The sequence below is a fragment of the Rhizobium sp. M1 genome, assembly GCF_002531805.1.
In the GTDB taxonomy this organism is placed as follows: domain Bacteria; phylum Pseudomonadota; class Alphaproteobacteria; order Rhizobiales; family Rhizobiaceae; genus Rhizobium; species Rhizobium etli_C.
In genome coordinates, this window is record NZ_NWSW01000017.1 from 153,344 (window position 1) to 172,982 (window position 19,639).

At 63.4% G+C, this 19,639-nt stretch carries 16 protein-coding genes; 8 read left to right on the forward strand and 8 right to left on the reverse strand.

Annotated features, from left to right (window positions below; translation table 11 throughout):
- Window positions 1-10: 10 nt before the first annotated feature.
- The 5 genes from CO655_RS18255 to CO655_RS18275 all read left to right on the forward strand — a co-directional run bounded on the left by CO655_RS18255 (window position 11) and on the right by CO655_RS18275 (window position 5,576).
- Entirely contained in the window at window positions 11-1,288 is a 1,278-nt protein-coding gene (locus tag CO655_RS18255) for a CpaE family protein (protein WP_097608141.1), read from the forward strand.
- A 30-nt stretch (window positions 1,289-1,318) separates the two neighbouring features.
- On the forward strand, window positions 1,319-2,803 hold the full coding sequence (locus tag CO655_RS18260; RefSeq protein ID WP_097665778.1) for a CpaF family protein: 1,485 nt from the start codon (window positions 1,319-1,321) through the stop codon (window positions 2,801-2,803).
- A gap of 4 nt (window positions 2,804-2,807) precedes the next feature.
- Complete coding sequence (locus tag CO655_RS18265; protein WP_097608143.1) at window positions 2,808-3,815, forward strand: type II secretion system F family protein; 1,008 nt, start codon at window positions 2,808-2,810, stop codon at window positions 3,813-3,815.
- Window positions 3,816-3,829: 14 nt separating this feature from the next.
- Window positions 3,830-4,813, forward strand: coding sequence for a type II secretion system F family protein (locus CO655_RS18270; RefSeq protein ID WP_097665781.1), 984 nt, complete (start codon window positions 3,830-3,832; stop codon window positions 4,811-4,813).
- Window positions 4,814-4,943: 130 nt separating this feature from the next.
- Window positions 4,944-5,576: a LysE family translocator gene (locus tag CO655_RS18275; RefSeq protein WP_010028582.1), complete on the forward strand. Its 633-nt coding sequence runs from the start codon at window positions 4,944-4,946 to the stop codon at window positions 5,574-5,576.
- Window positions 5,577-5,583: 7 nt separating this feature from the next.
- On the opposite strand, the gene CO655_RS18280 is transcribed toward CO655_RS18275, so the two are convergent.
- A complete protein-coding gene (locus tag CO655_RS18280) occupies window positions 5,584-6,423 on the reverse strand; it encodes a tetratricopeptide repeat protein (protein WP_097665783.1) in 840 nt (279 codons plus the stop codon).
- Between the two features lie 142 nt (window positions 6,424-6,565).
- Here CO655_RS18280 and CO655_RS18285 point away from each other — a divergent pair, with 142 nt between their 5' ends.
- The 3 genes from CO655_RS18285 (at window position 6,566) to CO655_RS18295 (ending at window position 9,453) form a co-directional block, all read left to right on the forward strand.
- Window positions 6,566-7,957 (forward strand): M17 family metallopeptidase, encoded by a 1,392-nt coding sequence (locus CO655_RS18285; protein ID WP_097665785.1) that lies wholly within the window; start codon window positions 6,566-6,568, stop codon window positions 7,955-7,957.
- Between the two features lie 263 nt (window positions 7,958-8,220).
- Window positions 8,221-8,571 carry a MarR family winged helix-turn-helix transcriptional regulator gene (locus CO655_RS18290; protein WP_010032039.1) on the forward strand — a complete coding sequence of 117 codons (351 nt, stop codon included), beginning with the start codon at window positions 8,221-8,223 and terminating at the stop codon, window positions 8,569-8,571.
- Window positions 8,572-8,595: 24 nt separating this feature from the next.
- Window positions 8,596-9,453 (forward strand): NlpC/P60 family protein, encoded by an 858-nt coding sequence (locus CO655_RS18295; RefSeq protein ID WP_097665787.1) that lies wholly within the window; start codon window positions 8,596-8,598, stop codon window positions 9,451-9,453.
- On the opposite strand, the gene CO655_RS18300 is transcribed toward CO655_RS18295, so the two are convergent.
- The 7 genes from CO655_RS18300 to CO655_RS18330 all read right to left on the reverse strand — a co-directional run bounded on the left by CO655_RS18300 (window position 9,446) and on the right by CO655_RS18330 (window position 19,483).
- Complete coding sequence (locus CO655_RS18300; protein ID WP_097665801.1) at window positions 9,446-10,837, reverse strand: amidase; 1,392 nt, start codon at window positions 10,835-10,837, stop codon at window positions 9,446-9,448. The genes CO655_RS18295 and CO655_RS18300 overlap by 8 nt on opposite strands.
- A gap of 35 nt (window positions 10,838-10,872) precedes the next feature.
- The gene (locus CO655_RS18305; protein ID WP_097665789.1) at window positions 10,873-11,736 is read right to left on the reverse strand and encodes an ABC transporter permease; all 864 of its coding nucleotides are present in this window, start codon (window positions 11,734-11,736) and stop codon (window positions 10,873-10,875) included.
- Window positions 11,737-11,739: 3 nt separating this feature from the next.
- Window positions 11,740-12,687: an ABC transporter permease gene (locus CO655_RS18310; protein ID WP_097665791.1), complete on the reverse strand. Its 948-nt coding sequence runs from the start codon at window positions 12,685-12,687 to the stop codon at window positions 11,740-11,742.
- A gap of 359 nt (window positions 12,688-13,046) precedes the next feature.
- Window positions 13,047-14,576, reverse strand: a complete 1,530-nt coding sequence (locus tag CO655_RS18315) for an ABC transporter substrate-binding protein (protein ID WP_176539272.1) — start codon at window positions 14,574-14,576, stop codon at window positions 13,047-13,049.
- Between the two features lie 132 nt (window positions 14,577-14,708).
- Complete coding sequence (locus tag CO655_RS18320) at window positions 14,709-15,704, reverse strand: P1 family peptidase (RefSeq protein WP_097665805.1); 996 nt, start codon at window positions 15,702-15,704, stop codon at window positions 14,709-14,711.
- A gap of 122 nt (window positions 15,705-15,826) precedes the next feature.
- Complete coding sequence (locus CO655_RS18325) at window positions 15,827-16,021, reverse strand: hypothetical protein (RefSeq protein ID WP_097665793.1); 195 nt, start codon at window positions 16,019-16,021, stop codon at window positions 15,827-15,829.
- A gap of 522 nt (window positions 16,022-16,543) precedes the next feature.
- Window positions 16,544-19,483: an aminotransferase gene (locus CO655_RS18330; RefSeq protein WP_097665795.1), complete on the reverse strand. Its 2,940-nt coding sequence runs from the start codon at window positions 19,481-19,483 to the stop codon at window positions 16,544-16,546.
- Window positions 19,484-19,639: the final 156 nt, after the last annotated feature.

Here is a 19,639-nt window from a genome sequence, read left to right on the forward strand (position 1 = left end):
AGACGGGACGATGAGCGCCATCGAATACGAGATCAAGAATCCCAGCGAGCTTCGTCACGCCGAAGAGGCGGTGCGCATGGCGGATCTGGAAGCCATGCGGCCGCTGCCGCGCATTTCCGTTCACGCCTTCTGCGAGAGCGAGACCCTGCAGCATGTCATGGAACGCTGTGCCAATGACCGGCGCATGGCGAAGGTGAGCCTGCGCATCACCAGCGGCGGCATCGCCGCTGCCGCCAATATGTTTTCCGGTGCGCCGACGCCGAACCTCATCATCCTCGAGACCAAGGCGAATGTCGGAAGCCTCCTTGCCGAGCTCGCCCCGCTCGCCGCGGTCTGCGATCCGACCACCAAGGTCGTCATCGTCGGCTACTATAACGATATCGGACTGTATCGCGAGTTGATCCGCAACGGCATTTCCGAATACATGGTCCAGCCCGTCGCCATGCCCGATATCCTTGCGGCGATGGCCTCGATCTTCGTCGATCCGGAAGCCGAGCCGCTCGGCCGCAGTATCGCCTTCATCGGCTCGAAGGGCGGCACCGGCGCTTCCACCATCGCCCATAATTGCGCTTTCGGCATTTCCAATCTCTTCTCCACCGAGACGATCCTCGCCGACCTCGACCTTCCCTATGGCACGGCGAATATCGACTTCGACCAGGATCCGGCCCAGGGCATCGCCGAGGCGGTCTTCGCGCCCGACCGTCTCGACGAGGTCTTCCTCGACCGCCTGCTGACGAAATGTTCCGAGCATCTGTCGCTGCTCGCCGCACCCTCGCTGCTCGACCGCGCCTATGATTTCGACGGCCAGGCCTTCCAGCCGGTGCTCGACGTCCTGCAGCGCAGCGCCCCCGTCACCGTGCTCGACGTTCCGCATGCATGGTCGGAATGGACCCGCTCGGTGCTGGCGAGCGTCGACGAGGTGGTCATCGCGGCCGTTCCCGATCTTGCCAACCTGCGCAACACCAAAAACATGCTGGATGCGCTGCGCAAGATGCGGCCGAATGATAAGCCGCCGCATCTCATTCTCAATCAGGTCGGCATGCCGAAACGTCCCGAGATCTCACCGTCGGATTTCTGCGAGCCTTTGGAGATCGATCCGATCGCGATCATCCCCTTCGATATCAACCTCTTCGGCAACGCCGCCAACAGCGGCCGGATGATCTCGGAAGTCGATCCCAGGTCGCCGACGGCGGAAACCTTTTCGCAGATATCGCACATCGTCACCGGCCGAGCGGCGATCAGGAAGGCGAAGAAGGGCGGCCTGCTGGGCCTCCTGAAGCGCAAGTAACGACAAGAACGAGCAGATTGGATCGAGGGCATGTTTGGAAAACGCGGAAACGAAGGTTTCGGAAAGGCTGGGGGTGCGATCGCTTCTCCGCCGCCGGCTCCGGCCGCGCCCGCATCCGCACCCGTGGCATCCTCTCCCTCCATTCTGGTCGAACCCTCGCGCGAGAACCAGCGCCAGCAGGTGACGCCGCCGCCGATGCAGGCGCCGCAACGTAAGCGCCCCGTTCGCACCGACGAATATTACGACACCAAACAGCAGGTCTTTTCTGCACTGATCGACACGATCGATCTCTCGCAGCTTTCCAAGCTCGACGGCGAAAGCGCGCGCGAGGAAATCCGCGACATCGTCAACGACATCATCACCATCAAGAATTTCGCGATGTCGATCTCCGAGCAGGAAGAGCTGCTCGAAGATATCTGCAACGACGTCCTCGGCTACGGTCCGCTGGAGCCGCTGCTGGCGCGCGACGACATCGCCGACATCATGGTCAACGGCGCTGGCCAGACCTTCATCGAAGTCGGCGGCAAGACGATCGAATCGGAAATCCGTTTTCGCGACAACGCGCAGCTTCTTTCCATCTGTCAGCGGATTGTTAGCCAGGTCGGCCGGCGCGTCGACGAATCGAGCCCGATCTGCGACGCGCGCCTGCCCGATGGCTCGCGCGTCAACGTCATCGCGCCGCCGCTGTCGATCGACGGGCCGGCGCTCACCATCCGCAAGTTCAAGAAAGACAAGCTGACGCTCGATCAGCTCGTCCGTTTCGGTGCAATCACGCCGGAAGGCGCGACCGTGCTGCAGATCATCGGGCGAGTGCGCTGCAACGTCATCATTTCAGGCGGCACGGGTTCGGGCAAAACGACCCTCCTGAACTGCCTGACCAATTATATCGACCGCGACGAGCGCGTCATCACCTGCGAGGATACGGCCGAACTGCAGCTGCAGCAGCCGCATGTCGTGCGTCTGGAAACGCGCCCGCCGAATATCGAAGGCGAGGGCGAGATCACTATGCGCGATCTCGTCAAGAACTGCCTGCGTATGCGCCCCGAGCGCATCATCGTCGGCGAAGTGCGCGGACCCGAGGTATTCGACCTGCTGCAGGCGATGAACACCGGTCACGACGGCTCGATGGGCACGATCCACGCCAACACCCCGCGTGAATGCCTGAGCCGTATCGAATCGATGATCGCCATGGGCGGCTTCACGCTACCGGCAAAGACGGTGCGCGAGATCATCTCCACCTCGGTCGACGTCATCATCCAGGCGGCGCGCCTGCGCGACGGTTCGCGCCGCATCACTCAGATCACCGAGGTGATCGGCATGGAAGGCGACGTCATCATCACCCAGGATCTGATGCGCTACGAGATCGAAGGCGAAGACGCGGGCGGCCGATTGATCGGCCGGCACATGTCGACCGGCGTCGGCAAGCCGCATTTCTGGGATCGGGCTCGTTACTTCAACGAGGAAAAGCGCCTGGCCGCCGCCCTCGACGCGATGGAAGCGAAAACCAAGGATTAGGCTGATGTTCGGGTTCGATCCGGTAGTCCTGGCAATCGTCGTCCTCGCTGCAGTTTCCGCGGCGGCGGTCGCCTATGCCCTGATGTTTTCCCGGATCGAGGCCGACAAGAAATCGGCAAGCCGCATCAATCGTGTGAAATCGGCAGAGGTCGACCGGGTCAAGGTCAAGGCTGCTCGCGACCGCGTGCAGGAACTGTCGAAGCGGCGCAAGTCGGTGCAGGACAATCTGAAGGATCTGGAAAAACGCCAGCACGAAAAAACCCGTAAGACCCTGTCGATGAAATCCCGCCTGTTGCAGGCCGGCCTGCCGATCAGCGTGGGGAAATTCTATCTCATCAGTGCCATCTTCGCCTCGGTGCTGCTGTTCGGGGCCTTCGTCGTCGGCGCATCTTGGATGGTCATGATCGGCATTGCCGTCGTTGCCGGTCTCGGCCTGCCGCGCTGGGTTCTCGGCTTCCTGATCAAGCGCCGCCAGAACAAATTCCTCAACGAGCTCCCGAATGCACTCGACGTCATCACCCGCTCGATCAAGTCAGGTCTGCCGCTCAACGATGCGATCCGGCTGATCGGAACCGAAGGCACCGAGCCGGTCAAGAGCGAGTTCCGGCGAGTAATCGAGGCGCAGCAGGTGGGCCTCAGCATTCCCGACGCCTGCGCCCGCATGACGCTCCACATGCCGCTCCAGGAAGTCAACTTCTTCGCGATCGTCATCGCCATCCAGTCGCAGGCGGGCGGCAATCTGTCGGAAGCGATCGGCAACCTCTCCAAGGTGCTACGCGAGCGCCGGAAGATGAAGGCCAAGGTGTCGGCGCTGTCGATGGAAGCCAAGGCGTCGGCCGTCATCATCGGCGCGCTGCCCTTCATCGTCGCGACCCTCGTCTACCTCACCTCGCCGAACTACATGATGATCCTTTTTACCGATCCGCGCGGTCATTTCATCATGGGTGTCTCGGCGATCTGGATGTCGATCGGCATCTTCGTCATGCGCAACATGGTCAATTTTGACATCTAGCGGAAGGAAGCACCATGTCGCAGGACCTCGCCGCAACGCTGACCAATCCGGGCATGCTGATCGCCATCTTTGTCGCGATCGCCGTCTTCGCCACTTTCTACACGATCGCCATCCCCTTTTTCGAGCGCGGCGATCTCACCAAGCGCATGAAGGCTGTTTCGACCGAGCGCGAGCAGATCCGCGCCCGCGAACGCGCCCGCATGAATACCGATCCGGCCGGCAAGGCGTCGCTCCGCAGCCAGAACAATCGCTCGGTCCGCCAGATCGTCGAGCGGTTCAACCTGCGCCAGGCGCTGGTCGACGAAAATACGGTCAACAAGCTGCGTGCCGCCGGTTTCCGCTCGGAGAATGCGCTGAATACCTTCCTTGTCGCGCGCTTCCTGCTGCCCTTCCTCTTCCTGGCGCTTGCCGCCTTCTGGGTCTTCGGCCTCGGCAACCTCGCCGAAAGGGGCATGCCTATCCGCCTCTTTGCCGTCATCGGCATCGGCTATGTCGGTTTCTACGCGCCCAACATCTATATCTCCAACCGCATGGGCAAGCGTCAGCATTCGATCAAGCGCGCCTGGCCGGATGCGTTGGACCTGATGCTGATCTGCGTCGAATCCGGTATCTCGATCGAGGCGGCGATGCGTCGCGTGTCGGAGGAACTTGGCGAGCAGTCGCCGCCGCTCGCCGAAGAGATGGTCCTGACGACGGCAGAGCTTTCCTTCCTGCCGGATCGCCGGGTGGCGCTGGAAAACCTTGCCACGCGCACCCAGATCGAACTGGTGCGGTCGGTGACTCAGGCGCTGATCCAGGCCGATCGCTACGGCACGCCGGTCGCCCAAGCGCTGCGCGTTCTCGCTCAGGAAGGGCGCGACGAGCGCATGAACGAGGCGGAAAAGAAGGCGGCCGCCCTGCCGCCGAAACTGACGGTGCCGATGATTCTGTTCTTCCTGCCGGTGCTGATCGCCGTTATCCTCGGCCCGGCCGGCATCCAGGTGGCGGACAAGTTCTGACGGGTGCGCGGACGATATGTCGTCCGTGCCCGTGACGGGCGCCGGCATAGCTGCTAAACGGGATGGACGATGATCGGCTGCGCGGAGGCCGTGCGTCTCTGACGCCTTCCATACCGAAAGAGAGGTTCACATGTCTTCTCAGGGCATTTTCATCAGCATCATGGCAGCCCTGGTGGTCGGCGCCATGAGCCCCGGCCCGAGCTTCGTCGTCGTCTCCAGGATCGCCATTTCACGGTCACGGCTGGACGGACTTGCGGCCGCGCTGGGCATGGGCGCCGGTGGTGTGGTGTTTGCCGTGCTGGCGCTCGCCGGGCTGACGGCGCTGCTATCTCAATTCGAATGGCTCTATATCCTGCTGAAGGTCGCAGGCGGCGCCTATCTCGTCTATATCGCCGTCAATATCTGGAAAGGCGCCGGTCGGCCGCTCGAGGTTTCCGACGCCGTCCATGGCCGCCGCGCGCCGATGCGCAGCTTCACGACCGCGCTCCTGACCCAGCTCAGCAACCCGAAGACCATCATCGTCTATGCCAGCCTGTTTGCCGCGCTTTTACCGAGGACGGTGCCGCTCGATCTCATCTTCGCCCTGCCGCTCGGTGTCTTTGCGGTGGAGGCGGGCTGGTATTCGATCGTGGCGCTCGCTTTTTCGGCCCGCCATCCGCGGCGGCTCTATCTCCATGCCAAGGGCTGGATCGACCGGGCCGCCGGCGCCGTCATGGGCGGCCTCGGTCTCCGTCTCATCCTTTCGGGCCTCAGCGTCCGCTGAACACGGTTTAGTTGGTATTGCTGCCGTCCGCCGCGCCCGGCGTCTTGTCCTTGGCGGCGAGCTTCTGCCAGGAATTCTGCTGCGAGAGCATGCCCCTGAGATAGGCGACATTGGCATCGGCCTGCTGCGGCGAAAGTTCGCGCCGCGCGATCTGCTCGGCTTCCGGGAAACGTCCCTGCAGGCCGACGACGAGGGCAAGGTTCTGCCTGACGCGGCTGTCGGCGTTTGGTTGGCCGGCGGCCGAGCGCAGATAGGTTTCGGCCGTGCGCAGGTCGCCGGTCAGCACGTAGGACATTCCGAGATTGGAAAGGATGGACGGTTCGTTCGGCTGAATGTCGAGCGCGTCGCGGTAGCGCTGCCTGGCCTCGCTTGCCCGGCCCATCTGATCGAGGATCGCGCCTTGGGCCGAGATCAGCCTCCAGTCCGGACGATCCGGTGTCTGGGCCCGGCCGATCGTGTCGAGCGCCTGCTGGAACTGTCCGGCTGCCGCTTGCGCCTTGCCATAGGCGGCCAGCACGGTGCGGTCGCCGGGATTGGCGATCGCCACCTGCTGCATGACGGCGAGCGCCTGCGCGTCACGGCCGTTCATGCGCAGCAGATTGGCATAGTTGACGCCGGTGACGGGATCGCGCGGGTTCTTGTCATAGGCCTGGCCGAGCCGATCCGTTGCCGAGCGCAGCTCGGTCGCGTCCATCTCTTCGACCGGCTTGGTGAGTTTCGGCACCGAGCCTGTCGTCATCCGGTCCTTCGTCGTCGTCGAGCAGCCCGCCAGCGCAAGGACGATCAGCGACGCCGCGACGCCCTGCAGGAAGCGATTGGTGGATATGGTGGTGAGCGAGGCAGGCATGACGCGTTCCTGATTCCGAAATCGGCGCCTGACCTCGAACGCGGAACAGGGAAAGGTTTGACGCAATCTTCGCTCCAGCAATAGTCTGTTAACCCTAACAGACCGTTAAGGAGTGATTCCTGACGACCGCCGAAGGACAATCATGGCCCCCTATCAGTTCATCGAAAGACCGACCCCCTTCAACACGAAGGGCGGTTCGACGCTGCCGATCTTTGCCGTCACACCCGCCCATATCGAGACCGGCACAATCGATCCGATCGCCCTCGACTGGGCGAAAAAGGCAGGGTTCAAGGCAGAGAGCGGATCGCTGCTGCTGATCCCGACCGCCGAAGGCCATCTCGGCGGCGCGCTTTTCGGCCTCGGCACCAATCCGTCCGAACAGCCCTATATCGCCGGCAGACTCCCGCGTGCGCTGCCGGCCGGCGACTGGCACATCGAGACCGCGCCGCTGACGGCAAATCGCCTGGCCCTCGGCTTCGGGCTCGGCAGCTACCGTTTCGACCGCTATAAATCGGAAAAATCTCCACCTGCGACAATGCTCATTCCGAGCGATGCCGACGGCGCCGACATCAAGCGCCAGCTCGCCGGCGTCTTTCTCGCCCGCGATCTCATCAATACGCCGACGAACGACATGGGGCCGGACCAGCTCGAGGCGGCTTTCCGCGGCCTGGCTCAGCATTACAAGGCGGAAGTATCGGTGATAACAGGTGACGCACTGCTTGAGCAAAACTTCCCGCTCGTCCATACCGTCGGCCGCGCCAGCGCCGATGCGCCGCGCCTTCTCGAACTGCGCTGGGGCAAGAAGGGCCATCGCAAGGTGACGCTCGTCGGCAAGGGCGTCTGCTTCGATACCGGCGGTCTCGACATCAAGCCTGCTGCTTCGATGCTGCTGATGAAGAAGGACATGGGCGGCGCCGCCAACGTCATGGGGCTCGCCCTGATGATCATGGACGCCAAGCTGAAGGTCGATCTGCGTGTCATCGTCCCGGTCGTCGAAAACGCGATCTCCTCCAACGCCTTCCGCCCAGGCGACATTTATCGCAGCCGCAAGGGCCTCACCGTCCAGATCGACAATACCGACGCCGAGGGCCGCCTGATCCTGGCCGACGCGCTCGCCTATGCCGACGAGGAGGAACCCGAGCTCTTGATCGACATGGCGACGCTGACCGGTGCCGCTCGCGTTGCGCTGGGTCCGGATCTTCCGCCCTTCTTCACCGACGACGCCAATCTGGCGCATGACCTGACCGAAGCGAGCCTGGAAACGGACGATCCGATCTGGCGCTTGCCGCTCTATCCCGGCTACGAAAAGGATATCCGCGCCAAATTCGCCGATCTCACCAACGCGCCGGCCGGCGGCATGGCGGGATCGATCACCGCTGCGCTCTTCCTCAAGCGTTTCGTCAGCAAGACGAAGAGCTGGGCGCATTTCGATATTTACGGATGGGCCCAGTCTGAACGGCCGCATTCGCCGGGCGGCGGCGAAGCCCAGGCGATCCGCGCGCTCTTTCATCATATCCGCACCGGCCTGCGCTAGAGCATGATGCCGAAAAGTGTAAGCGGTTTTCGGATGACATCATGCTCTAACTCTTTAATTTAGAACAGGATTCAGATTTTAGGCCAATGGGCCTAAAATCATCCTGTTCTAAGGCACGTCGGCCGAAACCGCGCTGGCGTTGGACAGAGGGCGATCGTTAAAATTTTATTCACCTTGCCGGACGGCAATTGCCGGCCGCCCTTGCATGTCCATGGCAACTGCCGGAAAATGAAACGCTAGCGTAACGATTTTCCGGAGGGGCCGTGCCGATCGAACTGACCGCCTCGCAGGCGCTGGGGCTCTGGCATGGCGTGGCGCTCGATCAGGTGCGCCTTGACGATCGCGATTTGACGTTGCGCCAGATGGCGATCCTGCTGCATATTTATCTGGTGCCGCCGCCCCACACCGTGCGCGGGCTTGCCGCCACGCTCGGTGTCACCAAGCCGGTCATCACCCGCGCGCTGGACACGATGGGCGAGATGGGCCTGGTCGATCGCGTGCGCGACGATGCCGACCGGCGCAACGTCATCATCAAGCGCACCGTCGGCGGCGCGCTTTACCTGGAAAAGCTCGGCGATCTCGTCCGGGAGCAGGGCCGCCGTCTGCCGATCTGAACGGGCGATCTGAAAGGAATGGGAATGACGATGTTCGACCGCCGCCTGCATGCCTATAGGCCCGATCTCGCGGAAGCAGAACTCGAAGGCAAGGTGGAGGCGTCGCGCTTCGTGGAAGGCGCCCCCGCGCGCGTCGCCGTTCCCGTCATTGCCTTGCGCCCCGAGCCGGCGCTTGCGCGCGGCATTGATACGGAGCTGCTCCTTGGCGAGCAGGTGACGGTTTTCGATCGCGCCGACGGCTGGTGCTGGGTGAAAGCCGCTTCGGACGGTTATGTCGGTTATCTCCCCGCAGACGCGCTCTCGCAAATTGACCCGGCACCGACCCATATCGTCACCGTCGCGCGCACCTTCCTCTACCCGGAGCCCGAACTGCGCAAGCCGCACCTGACGACGCTTTCGATGGGAAGCCGCGTTCACGTCGCCGGCGAGGCGGAAGCGCGGGGCAATCATTATGTCGTGCTTGAGGATGGAACCGCGATCTTCGCCAGGCACGTCCAGCCGATCGGCGCTCTCGACGGTGCCGATTATGTCGAGATCGCCGCCCGATTCCTGGAGACGCCCTATCTCTGGGGCGGGCGCTCCGGTCTCGGCATCGATTGCTCCGGCCTCGTCCAGCTTGCGATGCTGATGACCGGCCGACAGGCGCCGCGCGATACCGACATGCAGGCAGCCGGCCTCGGCGAAGCGATCGACCGCTCCGAAATCCGTCGTGGTGACCTGGTGTTCTGGAAGGGCCATGTGGCGATTTTCGAGGATCCGCAGACCATCCTTCATGCCAATGGTCACAGCATGACGGTGGCGCGCGAGAATTTCGAGGCCGCCGTCGAGCGCATAGGCTCGCTCTACCAACAGCCGACCGGCTATCGCCGCCCGTTCAAGTGACTGGTGGCCGCGGCCAGGCGCTTACGCCGCCCGTCCAGTCTTCGAAGGCTTTCGACAGCTTGAGGACCCGCATGTCGTCGAAGCGTGGCCCGACGATCTGCAGCCCGATCGGCATGCCCGACCGGGAGAAGCCGCAATTGATCGAGGCGGCCGGCTGTTCCGACATGTTCCATGGCACGGTGAAGGCGATATGTTCGAACGGCCTTGCCGGATCGTTGGTCGGCGATGCCCATTCGGCCGGATAGGAAATGATCGGGTTGGTCGGCGAGAGCAGCGCGTCGATCGTGGTGAACAGCTGTCCGCAGCTCCTGCGCATTTCGATCGTCTGGTTGAAACCTCTAACCGCATCGACGCCGCTGACATCGGCGCCGGCCTTCGCCCAATCGCCTATATAGGGCAGGATACTGTCGCGCCGCTCTTCGTCCAGGCCTGCGATATCGCTCCAGAGGCGGGCGCGCCAGAAGCTGTCGAGCCCGTCAAGCATGGCGCGCGTCAGCACCGGTTGGACGGCTATGATGGTGGCGCCGGCCTTCTCGAAACCTTTTGCCGCCGCTTCGACCGCGCCCGTGATTTCGTCATCCACCGCAAGCCCGCAGCCGGCATCGAGCATCAGGCCGATCTTCATGCCTGACATGTCGATCTCGAGATCCATCCAGTTGAAATCGTTCGGCGGCAGGCTGGTGCCGTCGCGCCAGTCCGGCCGTGACAGCGTCGCCATGGAAAAGGCCGCATCCTCGACCCTGCGCGTCATCGGGCCGAGGCAGCGCCCGACATAATAGGGATCGGCCGGGATGCGCCCATGGCTCGGCTTGTAGCCGAAGATGCCGGTCCAGCCGGCGGGCAGGCGCACCGAGCCGCCGATATCCGTGCCGATATGCAGCGGCCCGTAGCCGGCCGCCGCCGCGCCGGCAGCCCCGGCGCTCGAACCGCCGGGATTCTGTGTGATGTTCCATGGATTGCGGCTAAGGGGATGAAAGCTCGAAAGGCCGGAGGAAAGCATGCCGTAATCGGGGCAGGTGGTCTTGGCGAAGATTACCGCGCCATCCTCCCGCAGCCGGGCGGCGGCCGGCGCATCGGCTTCCGCCGGTTTCAGCTCCACCGCCTTGGTGCCGAACGGCACCGGCTGGCCCTTCGTGGCGATCAATTCCTTCAGCGTCACCGGAATGCCGTCGAGCGCGCCGAGCGGCCGTCCCTTCGCCCACCGCGCCGTCGATGCTTTCGCCTGCGCACGCGCCGCTTCCGGATCGTAGAGGTAGAGCGCTGAAATCGACGGCTCCCAGGCGGCGATATGGTCTTCGAGCGCGAGCCAGTATTCCAGCGGCGAAAGGCTTTTATCGGCGAAGCGCCGTCTGAGCTCGCGGATGGTCAGATGGGTGTCGCTCATGGCCTCGGTCCTGGGCTTTTTGTCTCGGGAGGACATCAGCGGCTTGCCTCGCGTGGATCGAGAAGGTCGCGCAAGCCGTCGCCGAGCACGTTGAAGCCGAGGACAGCAAGCGCGATGGCAAGGCCCGGCAGGATCGCCAGCCAGGGGGCCAGCGCCAGATAGGTTTGCGCATCGGCGAGCATCCGGCCCCATGTCGGCGCCGGCGGTGCCATGCCGAGTCCGAGAAAGCTGAGACCGGCTTCGGTCAGGATCGCCAGCCCGAGCTGGATCGCCCCATGCACGATGATCTGGCTGATGATATTCGGCAGCACATGGCGCAGCGAAATGGTCAGGCGCGTATTGCCGATCGCGCGCGCCGCCGTCACATAATCCCGGCTCCAGGCCTGCAGCGAGGTCGCAAGCGTCACCCTGGCAAAGACCGGGATCATGAAGACGGCGATCGCGGCGATCGCGGTGAACCGGCCCGGCCCGAGAAAGGCGCCGAGCACCATCGCCGACAGGATTGGCGGCAAGGCAAAAATGACGTCGCAGATGCGCATCAGCAGCGCTTCGAAAGGACCGCGGATCGCCGCCGCCGAAACGCCGGCGATCGAACCGAGCGTCCCGCCGATCGCAACCGCGCTGATGGCGATCGACAGCGAATTCCAGCATCCCGCCATCAGCATCGACAGCACGTCGCGGCCGAACTGGTCGGTGCCGAGCAGGCCGAAGGCGAGCGGCGGCTGCAGTTTGTGGACGATCTGCATCTTTGCCGGCGGCAGCGGCGTCCAGACGAGCGACAGCAGCGCAACGGCGATCAGCAGGCCGACGATGACAGCACCCGAGATCAGGTTCTTTCGCCGGCTAAGTCTAGGTGCCGGACGACGGCGGGCAATGGCCGTGAATGTGATCGGTGCCATCTGTCAGGCCGCCTTTCTCATCCTGGGATCGATCGCTAGATAGGAGAGATCGACGATGAAGTTCACCACGATGACGAGGGCGGCGAAGAACAGCACGACATCCTGCATGACGATGATGTCGCGCTGGGCAAGCGCCTGCAGCGCAAGCCGCCCGAGGCCGGGCAGGTTGAAGACGTTTTCCACCAGCACCGCGCCGGCGACGAGAAAGGTGAACTGCAGCCCGATCATGGTGAGGATCGGGATCAGCGCGTTCGGCACGACGTGCCGCCATAACACCGCGCTGCGTGAAAGCCCTTTGGCCACCGCGGTGCGGGCAAAATCCTCATGCATCGTCTCGAGCACGGCCGAACGCGCCACCCGCGTCAACACGCCCGCCTGCGGCATTGCCAGTGCGACCGCCGGCAGAATAAGCGCCTGCAGTGCCGGCAGCAGACCGGCGCCCCAGCCCGGGAAACCGCCGGCCGGCATCAGTCTGAGCATCGTCGAAAACAGAATGATTAGGAGCAGCGCCACCCAGAAAGCCGGCATGGCGATGCTGATCTGTGAAAACAGCGCTGCGGCGATATCGAAGACGCGGCCGCGGCGCGAGGCCGCCAGCACCCCGAGTGGCAGGGCGATCGCCACCGAAAGTGCGATCGCCATCAACGCCAGCGGCAGCGTCACCGCCAGCCGCTCGACGATCAATCCCGCGACCGGAACACCATAGGTGTAGGATTGGCCGAGATCGCCTGACAATACGCCCGCCAACCATTGCCCGTAACGCAGGATGAGCGGCTGGTCGAGTCCGAGATCATGGCGCAGCGCCGCTAAGGTCTCCGGGCTTGCCGAGGTGCCGAGCATGATCGAAGCGGGATCGCCGGGCAGGAGATCCATGACGGTGAAGATCAGCAGCGAGACGATGAGAAGCGTGATGACAAGGCCGGCAAAGCGGCGGGTAAGGAGGGCGATCATGTGGGCCACGCTGCCGAGGTGGCACGGCGGCTCTCCCATGGGCTGGCGTTGGATTTGGCAAGAAGTTCAACCCCACTCTCTCTCATCCTCGGCCTTGAGCCGAGGATCCATGTCGCGGCTGTTGGTGGGTGCCGTGTGGATGCTCGGCTCAAGGCCGAGCATGACGGAGGGTGGGGCGGGTGGAAGGAGCCATCTAAGGCGCTGGCGCCAGGAGTGCCGTCCAGCGAAATCAAACCATCTCGGCCCCAGCTGAATGGAGTTGGCGAGCCAGGGGAAGGGCTGCACGCTGTATCGGCCAAATACATCTCGGATCTGTCCAAGGCCATCCCCTTTATTGCGTCACCACCCGGCCCGCCGCCTCACTCCTCCCAGGAAACCCCGGACAGCACGTTGGAAGGGATCGGCTCGTTCTCCCACAGCCCCTTCAGCTTCCTGTCCCAGACGCCGAGTTTCGGCATGACGAAGAGGTAGAGCGCCGGCACGTCCTCGGCGAGGATCTTCTGCGCTTGCGCATAGATCGCATTCTGCGCGGCGGGATCGGCCGTCTCCTGGACCTTCTTCATCAGCGCGTTGAAATCAGGGTTCTTGTAGTTGAAATAATAGGGATCGCGGGCATAGATGTCGATGTCGAGCGGTTCGGCATGGGCAACGATCGTCATGTCGAAGTTGCGGTCCTTCATGATGTCCTGGACCCATTTCGCCGGAAATTCCGTCGGCTCGATATTCATCGTCACGCCGATCTCGGCAAACATCGCCTGCATCACCTGAGCGCTGCGCGGCGCATAAGCCATCTGCGGCGATTTGATCGTGAAGGTGAAGCCGTTGGGATAGCCGGCTTCGGCCAGCAGCGCCTTGGCCTTCTCGACGTCATAGGGCAGCACGCCGGTCATATCCTGATAGCCCGGATCGTTCGGCGTGTAATGGCTGCCGATCGGCGTGCCGAGGCCCGACCACGCGCCGTCGATCACCGTCTTGCGGTCGATCGCCATCATCAGCGCCTGGCGCACGCGCTTGTCGTCGAACGGCTTCCTGGCATTGTTCATGCCGGCGACGACTTTAAGCTCGGTATTACCGATCCTGGTGACGAGCCTGGCATCGCCGTCGAACGAACTCATCAGCTCGGGTGCGGCAAATTCCGGAAAGGCGTCGAGATCGCCCGATTTCAGCGCAGCCGCCTGCGCCTGTGGATCGGCGATGAAGCGGAAGGTCACCTTGTCGAGCTTGGCGGCGGCATCCTTGTTCCAGTAGTCGGCATTTCTGGCGAGTTCGACCTTGTCGCCCTTCGCCCAACCGGCGAATTTGAAGGGACCGGTGCCGATCGGTGTCGTCTTGTCGTCGGCCGCCGTCTTCGGCGCGACCATGACAGAGGCCGGCCAGCCGAGCCAATAGATCAGGCTGCCGGTCGGCGCTGAGAGATGCAGCACCAGCGTTTCGGCATCGGGCGTTTCGATCGAGGCGATCGAGGCGAAGAAACGCTTCTGCGGATTGACCGAATCCGCGCCGCGGGCGCGGTCGAGCGAAAACTTGGCGCTGGCGGCATCGAAGGCCTCGCCGTCGTGGAATTTGACACCGGTCTGCAGCTTGAACGTATATGTCAGGCCGTCGGGCGAGACCTCCCAGCTTTTGGCCAGCTGCGGCTGAACCTTGCCGGCCTGGTCGATCCTCACCAGTCCCTCGAACACGTTCTGCCAGGTGACCTGGCCGATTGCGACGGGGGCTGCGATCGTCGGGTCGAGCCCGGTCGGCTCGACGCTCATGCCAAGGTTGAGGGTGGTTTTCGCCGCTTCCGCCGGCGTCATCGCCGTCATCATCAGACCGGCCGAAAGCGCAGCGCCAAGGGAAAGCCGCCGGACGAAACGTCCCGAAGGCGCAAACGAAACCTTATTCATCATGCCCATTCCACCAGGTTGCGACCATAAGGCGTGCCGCGATCTTTCAGATCTGCCTGCCGCTTCCGGTCTTTGTTGTCCGCATGTCTTTGACGCAAACACTGCACAGTTTTGCGAGACATGTTTATGCAATCAATGACCGTCAGGATAGCGGTCGCGCCACGCCTTCTGCGCGCCTTCGGCCGGAAGGGCGCTCGCCTCGTAGACGCCGCGGGCGATCGCCCGCGCCATCACGATGGTGGCGAGGTGGCAAAGCTCCATCAGGCTTGCCATGTCGTCTCGTCGATGCCTGCCGGTCGAAGCGGCAAAGACGGTGTCGCCGTCGAGCGGCAGATGCGCCGGCAAAAGCGCCCGGGCGAAGCCGTCATGGCCGGCAAGCGAAAGCCGATGCGCCTCCGCCTTCGTCAGCTGCGCGTCGGTGACCACCGCACCGATCGTCGTCGCCGGCGTGTTCATCCCCTTGAGCCGCATCCGGTGGTCGGTCACGACAGGCATGCCGAGCCCGCCGAATTCGCCGTCCTTCTCGAAGGGCGCCGCCCAGAAATGCGGCCCGTCGCCGATCGTTGCCGAGCCGAGCGCGTTGACGGCGACAACAGCCGCGATGCGGTGCCCGGCGCTGCTGACCGCGCTGGCCGAACCGAGCCCGCCCTTGACGGTGGCCGTTGTCGCCCCCGTCCCGGCGCCGGCGGTGCCGAGCGCGAATACGCCCTTGGCGGCCGCCTTCAACGCCGCATAGCCCATGTCCCGATAGGGTGAATGCAGCCCCCAATCCTTATCGCCGCCGTTCAGCAGGTCCATCAGGATCGCCTGCGGCACGATCGGTATGCGCACCGAACCAACCGCAAAACCGCGGCCGATCTCGCGCAATCCCGCCTGCACGCCACCGGCGGCATCAAGCCCGAAAGCCGAGCCGCCGGAAAGCACGAAGGCGTCCACGGCGCTGACGGTCATCGACGGGTCGAGCAGGCCGGTGTCGCGCCCGCCCGGCGCGCCGCCGAGCACTGTGCCGGATGCGATGGCCGGCTCGTCGAAGACGATGACCGTGACGCCGGAGCCGAGGGTGAGATCGGTCGCATGGCCGACGGCGACGCCATCAATATCGGTGATCAGGTTGAGAAGCTCAGGCAAGGGCGGATCCTTGTGCACGAAGGGCCGCCGATAGGACTGCAATTGTCCTCAAAAAACAAGACCGGCCCCTAAGGACCGGTCACAACAGGAAGGCTGCCAAACTCGGCAGCGGCCGCATGCCCTCAGGCATGAACCGGCTTCGGATGACGGCGGGTCATCAGGTCATGGATGGCCAGCCGCACCTCGTCGGGCGAGCCGAACCGCTGCTCGTCGAGGTCGTGGACATGATATTTCACGGCGATGAACTTCAGCCGGTCTTGGTCGGGAATGACGATTCCGACGGGAACGCCGGCATATTCGATAACTTGCTTCTTCATGGATAGAACTCCTGCCGCGCGACATGCGCAGCCATGGCGAATTGACTTGTCTGGTACCGTTGAAAGGAGGACGAACGTCACATTCGACAGTTCGGGCGGGAGAGGGCGCCCGGACGGTCATTGCCAAGCACAGATCGCCCAAGGAGATCGGCGAGAATATCGATGTCTGTCATGTCTCGTTCCTTGCGTTGGCGTTGCGCTTGAGTGGTCCCGGAAGAGCCCGGGGCCGGTGATGGCTATCTGCTATAATCTACTAACTTGGTAGAGATTACCCGAGAGCCTGTCAGAAACATATTCCGAAACGTGTCAAAAAATCGACGATCCGAAAAAAATCATTCCGCCTTGCCCGAACTTACGGAAAGAAACATATCAGCTTTTCGTAAAATTCGGATGACAGAATCGAAACTCTTTCGACCGCCGCAGCAGAGATAGGAAGCCTTGCTGTATCAGGCAATGGGCCACGTCGGCAAAAATCGAAATGCCTCGAAATGACCGCTTTGGTTAAGGCGGCAAGAGCTACGTTCACCAGCCTTCGTCGAGCACCTTTTCCAGCATGTCGGCGAAGAAATCTGCGCTTTCGATGCTGAGGCAGAGCGGCGGTTTGATCTTCAGCACATTTTGGTGATCGCCGGTCGGCTGCATGATGACACCGAGATCGAGAAGCCGGTCGCAGATCGCCGCCGTCTCTTCTTTTGCCGGCTCCAGCGTCGTTCTGTCGCGGACGAATTCCAGGCCGAGATAGAGGCCCATGCCGTGCACGGCGCCGGCGATCGGGTGGCGGTCGATCAGCGCCGCAAGCCGCCCCTTCAGGTGTTCGCCGACCGTGCGGGCATTTTCCTGCAGCTTTTCCTCGGCCATGATGTCGAGCACCGCCAGGCCGGCGACGCAGCTGACCGGGCTGCCGCCGGTGGAGGAAAAGAACGGCCCTTCCTTTTCCAGTGACTGTGCGATCTCGCGTGTGGTGATGACGGCGCCGAGCGGATGGCCGTTGCCCATGCCCTTGGCGACGGTGATGATATCGGGCACGACCCCTTGTTGTTCGAAACCCCAGAAATAATGACCGAGTCTGGAATAACCGACCTGCACCTCGTCGGCGATGCAGAGGCCGCCGCGGGCCCGTACCTGCGCGTAGATCTCCCGGAGGTAACCATCCGGCAACGGAATGCCGCCGGCATTACCGTAGACTGATTCGCAGATGAAGCCGGCCAGGCCTTGGCCGCCGGCGTCGATCGTGTCCAGCATCGGCATGACGGCGCTGAGATAGCTCGCTGCCGTGTCGGGCCCGCGAAACGCGCCGCGATAGGTATTCGGCGAAACGACCGCATGCACCCAGTCCGGCCGGGTGGTCAGCGCCTGCGGATTGTCGGCGATCGAGGTGGAGACGGCGTCACTCGCCGCCGACCAGCCGTGATAGGCTTCGAGCAGGCAGAGCATATTGCGCGCGCCGCTATGGGCTTGCGCCAGCCGGATCGCCAGATCGTTCGCCTCCGAGCCGCTGTTGACCAGAAAGACCGTATCGAGGCCCTCCGGCGAAAGGGCGGCGAGCCGTTCGGAAAATTCCGCGATCGCGGCATAATGGAAGCGCGAATTTGTATTGAGCAGCAGCCATTGGGCGCTGATCGCCGCCGCCAGCTTGGGATGGCCGTGGCCAAGAATCGTGACATTGTTGACCATGTCGAGATAGGCGCGGCCCTCGACATCGAACAGATGCTCCCTCCAGCCGCGCTCGATCTGCGGCGGCACGGCATAATAGTGCTTCTGCGGGTCTGCGAGATGCGCCTGCCGCGTGACGAGCAGTTCTGCAGTTTTTGGTTGCGGCGCATCCGCTCCTCGGCTGAGAAGGGGCGAGGGCGAAGGGCAGAGCACCGACCAGGCGGCCGCCTCCCGCGGCGTGGCAAAGAGCGGCGGTTCGAGGCCGGCGACGCTGCAGAGCTGGAGGCGCAGCCCGCCGAGCGATGACGCCTCTCCGGAAACCGAACCCAGCGGATCGCCGGCGGCAAGCACGGCGCCATCGTCGACCCCACCCTCGATCGAAGGGATAAGTCCGTCGAGGTGCAGGGTCATCGTCTCGGAGGTCAGTGTCAGATGCTGGTCCTTCCAGCCGATGCGGCCGGCAAAGGGTGCTGTGATCGTGCTTCCCGCAGCAAGGCATATGTCGACATGCAGGGCATAGGTAGCCTGTCCCTTGGTGTTTCCGAGGGCGGCGCGGGAGAGCCGATATTCGCCGTAGCGCGTTGCCGCCGTACCGTTTTCGGCTGCAGCCCGGGCCAGCAGCCGCCAATCCATATCGGCATTCAGCCAGTTGCCGGCGGAAAAATGCGGGCTTCGCACGCCAAGGTCGATATAGGCGATCGCGGCGGGATCGATGTCAGGCAGCAGCGGCAGCCATTCCGATGTTTGCGCAGCGGCGACGTCCGCGCCTGCTGCCTTGAGGATGGCGGCTTCCATGAGCTCGAACGGAACCGACATTGCCGTATCGAAGATCGCCCGCTCGCGCTCGAGATTGCCGCGGACGTAATCATTGTCGGGATCGAGTGAAATCTGCTGCTCGCTGCTGGCGACGAGGATGACCGCGCGGGCGACGATCAGTGGCCACAGCGCCTTCAGTTCGTCGTCGCTCAGCGGGTAGATCGCCTGATAGGCGGTGACGGCAGGCAGGATATGAAAGGGATCGCCATTTGCCTGATGCAGCAACGAGGCGCAGGTGACGGCGAGGTCGCCGACCAGCCAGCCGCGGATGATGTCGCCGAAATCGATCACCCCGTCGGGGATCGTATGGCCGCGTGCGTCACGGTGGCCGACGACATTGTCGCCGGTGACATCGTGATGGACAGCCTGCAGCCGGAGTGACGGCGCCAGGGGCTGGATGCGGCGAACGGCCAGCACCATGGTCTTGGCGATCCGGTCGCGGGCAGCGCTGTCGGTGATGGCGGAAAGCAGCTGGACGGCGACCGGCCCGGCGCGCCGCAGATCCCATTGCAGGCTGCGGTCGAGGCCCGGATGATCGAAATCGGCAAGCGCCTGCGCCAGCCTCGCGCAGAGAGCGCCAAGCGCTGCGACGGACGCCGGCGCGACATATGTCAGTTCCGTCAGCCCCTGGCCTTCGAGATATTCCAGCAGCCGGACCTGGTAGCCCTGCCCACGCACGGTGAGGACAAGGATTTCTCGCCCGTCATTCGTGGCGACGACGTTCGGAACACGCGGCGCGTCTGCCTTGCCTTTCAGGTGATGGATCGCCGCGTTCTGCGCTTCGAGTTCGCGGGTCTCGTAGGCGGCATGGCAAATCTTCAGCACATAACGGCCGCGATCGCTGTCGACGCGGTAGTTTCGATCCTGCTGGCTGCCGAGTTCGGCAAGCGTGCCCGACAGGCCGTAATGATCAAGCAGGATCTCTTCCGCGTCCGCGACGGTGACGTCGGGACGCGGCAGCGCCATGCGATCAACAAGCGCCTCGTCGGTCATGACACCCCCTCCCGTAGCATGATTCGATTACCCGTTGAGCGAGATAATCAAATACTTGCTGCCGGCAGGCAACGGGTGATTGTCGTTTGCCAGCAAAAGAGATGCAGGTCTTGACCAGCCTCAGCCCATGCGTTCGGAGGCGTAGCTTCCGGGGCT